The organism is Streptococcus oralis SK610 (genome assembly GCF_000257455.1).
Taxonomy (GTDB): Bacteria; Bacillota; Bacilli; order Lactobacillales; family Streptococcaceae; genus Streptococcus; species Streptococcus oralis_CB.
In genome coordinates this window covers 25,819-36,346 of sequence record NZ_AJKQ01000013.1, presented here as the reverse complement: position 1 = coordinate 36,346, position 10,528 = coordinate 25,819, and the positions used below count along the sequence as shown (strand labels likewise).

General features: G+C 36.2%; 6 protein-coding genes. 3 read left to right on the top strand and 3 right to left on the bottom strand.

Going from position 1 to position 10,528, the window contains the following annotated elements:
* Positions 1–32: 32 nt before the first annotated feature.
* Entirely contained in the window at positions 33–575 is a 543-nt protein-coding gene (locus HMPREF1115_RS06450) for a TetR/AcrR family transcriptional regulator (RefSeq protein ID WP_000665080.1), read from the bottom strand.
* 128 nt (positions 576–703) lie between these two features.
* Between HMPREF1115_RS06450 and HMPREF1115_RS06445 the strand changes: the two genes are divergently transcribed.
* Positions 704–3,358 carry a YhgE/Pip domain-containing protein gene (locus HMPREF1115_RS06445; RefSeq protein ID WP_000472065.1) on the top strand — a complete coding sequence of 885 codons (2,655 nt, stop codon included), beginning with the start codon at positions 704–706 and terminating at the stop codon, positions 3,356–3,358.
* A gap of 21 nt (positions 3,359–3,379) precedes the next feature.
* Here HMPREF1115_RS06445 and HMPREF1115_RS06440 read toward each other — a convergent pair whose 3' ends face one another.
* Both HMPREF1115_RS06440 and HMPREF1115_RS06435 read right to left on the bottom strand, forming a co-directional pair.
* Complete coding sequence (locus tag HMPREF1115_RS06440) at positions 3,380–5,932, bottom strand: YfhO family protein (protein ID WP_000834496.1); 2,553 nt, start codon at positions 5,930–5,932, stop codon at positions 3,380–3,382.
* Between the two features lie 61 nt (positions 5,933–5,993).
* On the bottom strand, positions 5,994–7,616 hold the full coding sequence (locus HMPREF1115_RS06435) for an ATP-binding cassette domain-containing protein (RefSeq protein WP_000958793.1): 1,623 nt from the start codon (positions 7,614–7,616) through the stop codon (positions 5,994–5,996).
* A 195-nt stretch (positions 7,617–7,811) separates the two neighbouring features.
* On the opposite strand from HMPREF1115_RS06435, the gene trpS reads away from it, so the two are divergent.
* Together trpS and guaB are read left to right on the top strand one after the other, a co-directional pair.
* Positions 7,812–8,837, top strand: a complete 1,026-nt coding sequence (trpS, locus tag HMPREF1115_RS06430) for a tryptophan--tRNA ligase (protein ID WP_000165482.1) — start codon at positions 7,812–7,814, stop codon at positions 8,835–8,837.
* A 162-nt stretch (positions 8,838–8,999) separates the two neighbouring features.
* Positions 9,000–10,478 carry an IMP dehydrogenase gene (guaB, locus tag HMPREF1115_RS06425; protein ID WP_000073414.1) on the top strand — a complete coding sequence of 493 codons (1,479 nt, stop codon included), beginning with the start codon at positions 9,000–9,002 and terminating at the stop codon, positions 10,476–10,478.
* Positions 10,479–10,528 lie beyond the last annotated feature (50 nt).

Here is a 10,528-nt window from a genome sequence, read left to right as displayed (position 1 = left end):
AGATAAAAAAAGAACACCATTGGTGTTCTTTTTTAGTTAACATCACCTAACATTTTCATAAGGAAGTCTGTCATTTCTTGCGGACTTTCTTTTTTTCCGTGAGCAATCCAAGTCTGGCAAACACCAAATAGGGCATTTGTTAGATAAATACTGCTGTATTCTAATTCTATTGGAGTGAGTTGTAATTTCATAAAGCGTTTCTGAAGGTCGGTGCTAAGCATAATGTGAAGCTTATTTCTCAAGAAATTTTGGATTTCTTTTGTCCCATTTTCAGATAAGAGTGCAGCCAAGAGTGGCTCAGACTCTAAATATTCAAATACTTCTAAAATAGCATCTCTTTTGTGATGAGCATGTTTTTGGAAAATATACTCAAAGGTATGAAATAGCTTACTTTGGTAGAGTTCAATCATATCATACTTATCCTTGTAGTGAGTGTAAAAGCTGGAACGACTAATTCCGGCTTTTTCTGCTAACTTGACAGTAGAAATTTGATCAAAGGGCTGGTCCATCAATAATTGAACCATGGCATTTTCGATAATTCGTTTTGTTTTTAAACGTTTGTTACTTTCTTTCATAATTTCTCCTCGTATACAAAAATAGACTATGTGTCTAAAAAAATATTTTTTACCTTGTAATTTAGATTTTTTGATGTATAATCTATTATATCAAAATTTTAGACAATATGTGTAAAAAAGGAGGAAATATGTTTAAAGAATGGAAAGCAATATTTAAAAAACCGACCTTTATCATTGTAATGATAGGGATTTCTCTCATTCCAGCTTTATACAACATTATATTTTTATCGTCCATGTGGGATCCATATGGTCAAGTATCGGAGTTACCTGTGGCAGTTGTCAATAAAGATAAGGAAGCTTCTTATAATGGACAGACAATGAGAATAGGTGAAGACATGGTGTCTAATTTAAAAGAAAATAAGGCTTTAGATTTTCACTTTGTTAATGAAGAGGAAGGGGAAAAAGGGCTAGAAGATGGTGACTACTACATGGTAGTGACTTTACCAAGTGACTTATCTGAAAAAGCTACTTCTATCCTAACGAATCATCCTGAACAGATGCAGATTGATTATCAGACGTCAAGTGGGCATAGCTTTATTGCAAGTAAGATGAGTGATTCTGCAATGACACAATTAAAACAAACTGTCTCTACTAATATTACTGAAACATACACTAAGGCTTTATTTCAAAAAATGAATGATTTGAAGTCTGGAATAAATAAGGCAGCTGAAGGAAGTGAACAATTGGCTAATGGAGCCGATCAGTTGGTGACGGGAAGTCAAACGTTGACGACAAATCTTAATACTCTAGCTAATTCAACTGTAACTTTTTCAACTGGAGCGGATCAATTTACAAAAGGCTTATCTAGCTATGTGTCTGCTATAGAGCAATTACATATTGGTTTAGGAACTTTTAATAGTGGTTTACAAAGTTATACAAATGCTGTCTCACAAGTTGACACTGGACTTGAACAATTAGCTTCAAAAACTCCTGAGTTGGTGACAGGTGTAAATCAGCTAAATACAGGTATAAAGTCCTACACAAGTGGGGTTTCACAATTGGATACAGGTCTCAATCAATTTTCAGTTGGTGTAAATGCTTATACAAGTAGTGTGAAAGAACTTTCTAACGGAACAAGTCAATTATCCAATCAATCAGATACACTAAGAGATGGAATGGAGCAATTAAATACTGGTATTAAAGAAATTTCAAGCCAATTAGAGTCCTCATCTCAACAAAATGAAGAAATAGCGCAATTGGCAACAAGCTTAGGAGAACTAAATAAAACACTACAAGCTCTTACAATATCAGATAATACTCAACTGAAAAGTACATTGTCAGAAGCTTTGCCAAATCTAACAACTCTTGCTCAGGATATTGTGACCAAAAGTCAGACAGAACAAGAGAAAACTCTTGCAAACCTTCAATCAACAGCTACTTATCAATCTCTTACAGAGGAACAAAAGAAAGAATTGACAGAAGCTATTTCTAAAAATTCTAATTCTACTATTGAGTCAGCAAAAGCAATTTTAACGACAGTAGGGGGATTAAAAGAAAGTATAGAGAATTCAGAACAACAAGTCTCTAATCTATCTGATGTGCAGACGAAAGCAAATCAACTCTTACCTGCAGCATCTAGCTCCTTGACAACCTTGTCAAATGGATTTACAACATTACAAACTTCTGTAAATAATCAGTTAGTTCCTGGAAGTCAGTCAATTGAAAAAGGTATTGTAAACTATACTAAAGGACTGGATACTATTTCTATTGGTGCTAATCAACTAAGTGAAAAGAATACAAGTTTAACAACTAGTCTAGATAAATTAGTTTCTGGATCAAGTAAGTTGACAGAAAATACATCAACCTTGACAGCTGGAGTAGATTCGTTAGCTGGAAAAGCTCCAGAATTAGTATCAGGTATAGAAAGTTTGTCATCTGGTTCTGCCCAATTGAACAATAAGAGTCCAGAGCTGGTAGCAGGTCTTACTACATTACAATTTGGCTCTGGTCAATTAACAGACAAATCAACACAGTTACTTTCTGCAGCATCCCAACTAGGAAGTGGCGCTATGAAGATAGCAGATGGTGCTGGAAAACTATCTGCTGGTGGAACAACCTTAACCTCTAGTCTTGAAGATTTACAGACAGGAGTTGATTCATTAGGACAAGGATTAGGCAATGCTAATAATCAACTTAAATCAGCTTCGACAGAATCTAAAAATGCAGAAACATTATCTGAACCTCTAGTTCTCTCAAAAACAGACAATGACCAAGTCCCTGTAAATGGGATTGCTATGGCTCCTTATATGATATCAGTTGCTCTTTTTGTTGCTGCTATATCTACCAATATGATTTTTGCTAAGTTGCCTTCTGGACGTCATCCAGAGAGTCGTTGGGCTTGGTTGAAGTCTCGCTCTGAAATAAATGGGATTATAGCTGTCTTAGCAGGTGTTTTAGTTTATGGAGGTGTCCATCTTATTGGATTGACTGCGAACCATGAGATGAGGACCTTGATTCTAATTATAATCACAAGTTTAGCTTTCATGTCTATGGTGACAGCTTTAACAACTTGGAATAGCCGTATTGGAGCTTTCTTCTCTCTTATTTTACTTTTATTACAGTTAGCATCAAGTGCAGGGACCTATCCCCTTGCTTTGACAAATGATTTCTTCAAAGGTGTCAATCCTTGGTTACCAATGAGTTATTCTGTATCAGGCTTACGACAAACAATCTCTATGACAGGAAATATTCATCATCAAGTGATTTTCCTTATTATAACTCTAGCTTTCTTTACTGCTTTAGGTATGCTAGCTTATCAACCTAAGAAAATGGAAGAAGATTAAAAAGATTGGCCAAGGAATTGGTCAATCTTTTTCTGTCTTAGATAAATTTCGTCTGTGATTATAGATTCCAAAAAGAAGAAGGGCAGTTAGTGAGCAGGCTGCTCCAATAACAAAACCATTGGGTATAAAGGAAAGTGTAATGGTGCCTTTTCCCTTTGGAACATCAACTTTCATAAAACCAGTCTGAGCCTGCTTGATTTCAAGTTTTTTCCCATCTTGGAATGCAGACCAACCTTTGTCATAAGGAATAGTGAAGAAAATAGAGGTATCTTGTTTTACTTCATATGTAGCAAATACTTTATTTTTAGAGGTGGATACTTCTACAGGTTGTTCTTTAATCTTTTGAATTGCCTCAGTAAGAGCCTGAGTATCTAAACGATAGAAGGTTGGAGATTCAAATGACACCTGAGAATTTCCAGGGAAACTAACACTGATATTGAAAGTTTTTTGTTCTTCAGTATAACCCAAATTAAAGAAATTAAATGCATTGTCATTTGTAAAAGTCTTTTTTTCACCGTTGACAATGATGTCAACTTTCTTTTGTTTATCATTCGTAAAATGAAGATTTGAAAAAGAGAGATAGACTTGGCTATTTTGAGGAACCTCAATTTGATAATCAATCTTTGCATCTTCATTCGCAGAACCTGTGATGCTCGTTAAACCATCTGAAGTATCTGTTTTATCAGATGCTATTTGGGAGAAGTAATCTAAGTTGAGATTAGCAAGCTGGTTTATAAATAAAGCCTGATTATCTAAAGTGTGATTGTTAAAGTCTACATCTTTGTAAATAGATTGAGTGGCAAAGGCAATGGGTAAAGAGAGTTGATTTTTATATAAGGTTAAATGATCCTTTTGATAAATCTCTTGAAAGCCATACTTATCAAGTGAAGTTTCAGAAATATTGTATTGGATTCCAAATAAACTGTCTGCTAAAAGACTGTTATTTGCATAACGGAGATTAAGGTTGGTTCCAGAGGATTTGAATCCCAGTTTATCCAAACTAGTGCTAGCTGAACGATTTCGTACAGACGAAAATTGAGAGATTCCATTGTAGTTAAATTTCATACTGTCATTTCCAGTCTGAATTTGCAGTTTTTCAGTACGTGTAAATGAATTGTCAATTTTGTTTAGAATGGATTCCATAGCGGTGATATCTCTATTATAGGCGCTACGAGAAGCAAAGGCCCATTCTTTAGCTATTCCTTCCATTTGAGATGATGCATTTAAGCTTATCTCAGCTGTTATAAATAAAGACAAAAGAAGTGCAAATAGATTTACAGAGATAAATTTTCTAATGAGTGCAAGAAGTAAAAGAGCATAAACTAGTAGAAATTCAAGAGTGAGTAGGATATTCAAATCAGTTAAAAAAGAATAGTGTGATTTAAAATAGACAGTGGCCAAAAATCCTGTTAGTACAAGAAAAAGTGAGACAAATAGATTCCATATCTTCAGTTCTTTCAGACGATTTAAGACTTCTGCTGCAGTATAAATTAACAGAGTGGAAAAAATCCAAGCATAGCGATGCAAAAACATATTTGGGGTATGCATCCCCTGCCAAAATAAATCAAGTGCTTCTATGTAAAAGCTTGTTATTAAAAAAGTAAAGAAAATTGCATAGGTAAGTTTCACGTGAAACCTTATGGATTTTATTGTGAAAAATAGAATGGTCAAAATAAAAGGAAGCAATCCAACAAAAATCATTGGTATAGATCCATATTTAGTTGTATCAAAAGATCCAATGAATTGTTTTGCTAAAATATCCAGATACCAGCTACTGTCTGTTTTCAATTTTGTGATGGCAGTCAACTTCTCTCCATGAGTTTGTAAATCAAACAGTGTAGGAAGAGTCATAATCAAACTAGCCATTCCTGCTAAAAAGGAAGTGATAATAAAATCTATAAAAGATGATTTTCGAGTTTTAAAGTCCCAAGAAATTTGGCAGAGATACCAGAAAATAAGAAACAATGCTGTCATATACCCAAAATAATAATTTTGAATAAATAAGATTGACAAACTTGTAAAGTATAGTAGGCGCTTCTTTTGTGTTATAAGTAGGTGTAAACCAGTTATAATTAAAGGAATCAAGATAAAAACATCTAGCCAGGTTTTAATCTCTAACTGACTGACAGTGAAGCTCATTAAAGCATAGGAAGTAGATAAGGCAAGTTTTAAAAATTTTGGGATATCTTTAAATAATCTATTTAGACTAAAGAAGGTTGACAGACCAATCAATCCAAATTTTAAGAGAGTGGTTAGATAGACAGCATCTGGCATATTCGACAGATTAAAAAAGTAAACTAGGGGTGAAAGAAAACTACCCAAGTAATAACTAGATAGAGCATAGAAATTCAGTCCGAGGCCACTTGTAAAGGTGTAAAACAAACTACCATTTCCATGCAGAATATTTCGTAAAGCTACATCAAAAATAACGTATTGATGGAAACCGTCTCCTAATAGTGGAGATGCATCGCTATTCCAGTAGATACCTTGAGTTAGGTATACTCCAGTCATAATTACTAAAGGAATGATGAAAGAAACAAAATAGGTCCAATATGTTTTAAAAAATGATTTCATGTTACCTCGTAGAATGATAGAAAACTCAGTTGGTTACCCCAACTGAGTTTTGAAGTCTTATTTAATCTTTCCAAAGTTCTTTAACTTTTGCTTGTACTTCTGCATTTTCTAGGAATTCATCGTAGGTTTCATCAATACGATCAATGACGCCATTCTTAGACAAAACAATAATATGGTTTGCTAAAGTTTGAATGAACTCGTGATCATGACTAGCAAAGATGATTGATTCTTTAAAGTTTTTCAATCCATCGTTCAAGCTTGAGATAGATTCCAAGTCCAAGTGATTTGTTGGATCATCAAGTACAAGGACATTTGATTTCAAGAGCATGAGTTTTGAAAGCATGACACGTACTTTTTCTCCCCCTGACAAGACGTTTACAGGTTTGTTAACCTCATCTCCAGAAAAGAGCATACGACCAAGGAAACCACGTAGGAAGGTATTGTCATCTTCTTCTTTACTTGCAAATTGACGCAGCCAGTCAAGGATTGACTCTCCTCCTGCAAAATCAGCCGAGTTGTCTTTTGGCAAGTAAGAACGGCTAGTAGTAACTCCCCACTTGACAGTTCCTTCATAGTCGATGTCACCCATAATTGCACGAATTAATGCAGTCGTTTGGATGTCATTTTGTCCAATAAGAGCTGTCTTATCACCTGGACGCAAGATGAAACTAATATTGTCTAGGATAGTTTCGCCATCAATCTTTACAGTTAAATTTTCTACTGTCAAGAGATCATTACCAATCTCACGTTCTGCTTTAAAGTTGATAAATGGGTATTTACGACTAGAAGGAACAATCTCTTCTAATTCAATCTTGTCAAGCATTTTTTTACGAGACGTTGCTTGTCTTGACTTAGAAGCGTTGGCAGAGAAGCGAGCAACGAATTCTTGCAATTGCTTAATTTTTTCTTCTGCCTTGGCATTACGGTCTGCTAGCAATTTAGCAGCAAGCTCAGAAGATTCCTTCCAGAAGTCGTAGTTTCCGACATAGAGTTTGATTTTTCCAAAGTCAAGGTCGGCCATATGAGTACACACTTTGTTTAAGAAGTGACGGTCGTGGGATACTACGATAACGGTGTTATCAAAGTCAATCAAGAAGTCTTCTAGCCAAGTAATAGATTGGATGTCCAAACCGTTGGTTGGCTCGTCCAAGAGAAGAACGTCTGGTTTGCCAAAAAGTGCTTTGGCAAGGAGAACCTTCACTTTTTCACCATTGGCCAATTCGCTCATGTTTTGATAGTGCAATTCTTCTGGAATGTTTAGGTTTTGAAGTAATTGGGATGCTTCACTTTCTGCTTCCCAACCTCCAAGTTCAGCAAATTCACCTTCAAGTTCAGCTGCACGAACACCATCTTCATCGGAAAAATCTTCCTTCATGTAAATGGCATCTTTTTCTTTCATGATGTTGTAAAGTTTTTCATTTCCCATAATGACGACATCAATAACTCGCTCATCTTCATAGTCAAAATGATTTTGACGGAGAACAGAGAGACGTTCATCTGGACCAAGAGAGATGTGACCAGTTGTTGGCTCGATATCACCAGCTAAGATTTTTAAGAATGTAGACTTCCCAGCACCATTAGCACCAATTAATCCGTATGTATTTCCTTCTGTAAATTTGATATTGACATCATCAAAAAGTTTGCGATCACTAAAACGTAGTGAAACATCAGATACTGTAAGCAATGTTTTTCTCCTATAATATGTAATATATTTATTCTACTAGAAAAGAGAGAAATATTCAAATTTTTGTTTGTCAATTTTGTGTCAATTAAGTTTACAGGTTTATTTACAATGAGTTAGTTGTTTGATTTTAATAATTTTCTGTTATTTTAACAAAAAAATGCTATAATTGAAGAGACCATTTCGAAGGAGAAAAAAATGACAAAACCCATTATTTTAACAGGAGATCGCCCAACAGGAAAACTGCATATTGGACATTATGTTGGGAGCCTTAGAAACAGAGTATTACTTCAGGAAGAAGACAAGTATGAGATGTTTGTTTTTTTGGCGGACCAACAAGCATTGACAGATCACGCCAAAGATCCTCAAACGATTGTAGAATCGATTGGGAATGTTGCCTTAGATTACCTAGCAGTTGGATTAGATCCAAGTAAGTCAACTATCTTTATTCAAAGCCAAATCCCAGAGTTGGCTGAACTATCTATGTACTATATGAATTTGGTGTCACTAGCTCGTTTGGAACGAAATCCGACAGTAAAAACAGAGATTGCTCAAAAAGGGTTTGGAGAAAGTATTCCGACAGGATTTTTGGTTTATCCGATTGCGCAAGCAGCAGATATTACTGCCTTCAAGGCTAATTATGTTCCTGTTGGGACAGATCAGAAACCAATGATTGAGCAGACTCGCGAGATTGTTCGTTCTTTTAACAACGCATATAACTGTGATGTCTTGGTGGAACCGGAAGGTATTTATCCAGAAAATGAGAGAGCAGGACGTTTGCCTGGTTTAGATGGAAATGCTAAAATGTCTAAATCCCTTAATAATGGTATTTATCTAGCTGATGATGCGGATACGTTGCGTAAAAAAGTCATGAGCATGTATACTGATCCAGACCATATTCGGGTTGAGGATCCAGGTAAGATTGAAGGAAATATGGTTTTCCATTATCTAGATGTGTTTGGTCGTCCAGAAGATGCTCAAGACATTGAAGATATGAAAGAACATTATCAACGTGGTGGTCTTGGTGATGTGAAGACGAAACGTTATCTACTTGAAATATTAGAACGGGAACTTGGCCCTATTCGTGAGCGCCGTATCGAATTTGCTAAGGATATGGGAGAAGTGTACAATATGCTTCAAAAAGGTAGTGAGAAAGCGCGTGAAGTTGCAGGTCAAACCCTATCTGAGGTTAAAGGAGCAATGGGACTAAATTATTTTAAATAATAGATAAAATATGAATCATAAAGCTATCTCTTCCATAGGATCACAGGGATAGTTTTTTTATGATTTCTACCATAAATATAATTGACAAATTTTCATAGAATGGTATGATAGATACAATACAAAAAGAGTCAAGCTCAAAAAGAAAGAAAAGAGGAAACTTCAATGTCTAATTGGGATACTAAATTTTTAAAAAAAGGTTTTACCTTTGATGATGTATTGCTCATTCCAGCAGAAAGTCATGTGTTGCCTAATGATGCAGATTTAACAACAAAATTGGCAGATAATTTGACTTTAAATATCCCAATTATAACAGCCGCCATGGATACAGTCACAGAAAGTCAAATGGCTATTGCCATTGCTCGTGCAGGTGGTCTTGGAGTAATCCATAAAAATATGTCTATTGCGCAACAGGCAGATGAAGTTCGCAAGGTAAAACGTTCTGAAAATGGTGTTATTATTGATCCATTCTTTTTGACTCCAGAACACACGATTGCTGAAGCAGATGAACTGATGGGACGTTACCGTATTAGTGGTGTTCCAGTTGTGGAGACACTTGAAAATCGTAAATTGGTTGGTATTCTAACAAATCGAGATCTTCGTTTTATTTCAGATTACAATCAGCCAATCTCAAACCATATGACCAGTGAAAATCTTGTTACTGCTCCTGTTGGTACAGACCTTGCAACAGCTGAAAGCATTCTTCAAGAACACCGTATTGAAAAACTTCCTTTAGTGGATGAAGAAGGTCGTCTTTCTGGCTTGATTACTATTAAGGACATTGAAAAAGTTATTGAGTTTCCAAATGCTGCAAAAGATGAGTTTGGTCGTCTTCTAGTTGCTGGAGCGGTAGGTGTCACTTCAGATACATTTGAACGTGCCGAAGCCCTTTTTGAAGCAGGAGCTGATGCAATTGTTATTGATACTGCTCATGGTCACTCTGCTGGTGTTCTACGTAAAATTGCTGAAATTCGTGCTCACTTCCCAGACCGCACTTTGATTGCGGGTAATATTGCCACTGCAGAAGGTGCGCGTGCTCTTTATGATGCAGGTGTAGATGTTGTCAAAGTCGGTATTGGACCAGGTTCTATCTGTACCACTCGTGTGATTGCAGGGGTTGGTGTCCCACAAGTGACAGCAATCTATGATGCAGCAGCTGTTGCGCGTGAATATGGTAAAACAATCATTGCTGATGGTGGAATCAAGTACTCTGGAGATATTGTAAAAGCCCTTGCTGCAGGTGGGAATGCAGTTATGCTTGGATCAATGTTTGCTGGAACAGATGAAGCTCCAGGAGAAACGGAAATCTTCCAAGGGCGTAAGTTTAAGACTTATCGTGGTATGGGATCAATCGCTGCAATGAAGAAAGGTTCAAGTGACCGTTACTTCCAAGGTGCGGTCAATGAAGCAAACAAACTCGTTCCAGAAGGAATTGAAGGCCGTGTTGCCTATAAAGGCGCAGCAGCTGATATTGTCTTCCAAATGATTGGTGGTATTCGCTCTGGTATGGGTTACTGTGGTGCAGCTAACCTTAAAGAATTGCATGACAATGCTCAATTTATCGAAATGTCTGGGGCTGGCCTAAAAGAAAGCCATCCACACGATGTGCAAATCACTAATGAAGCGCCAAACTACTCTATGTAAGTAGTAAAAAAGAACTCCTGAATTTCAGGAGTTCTTTTTGTTTACAAAGT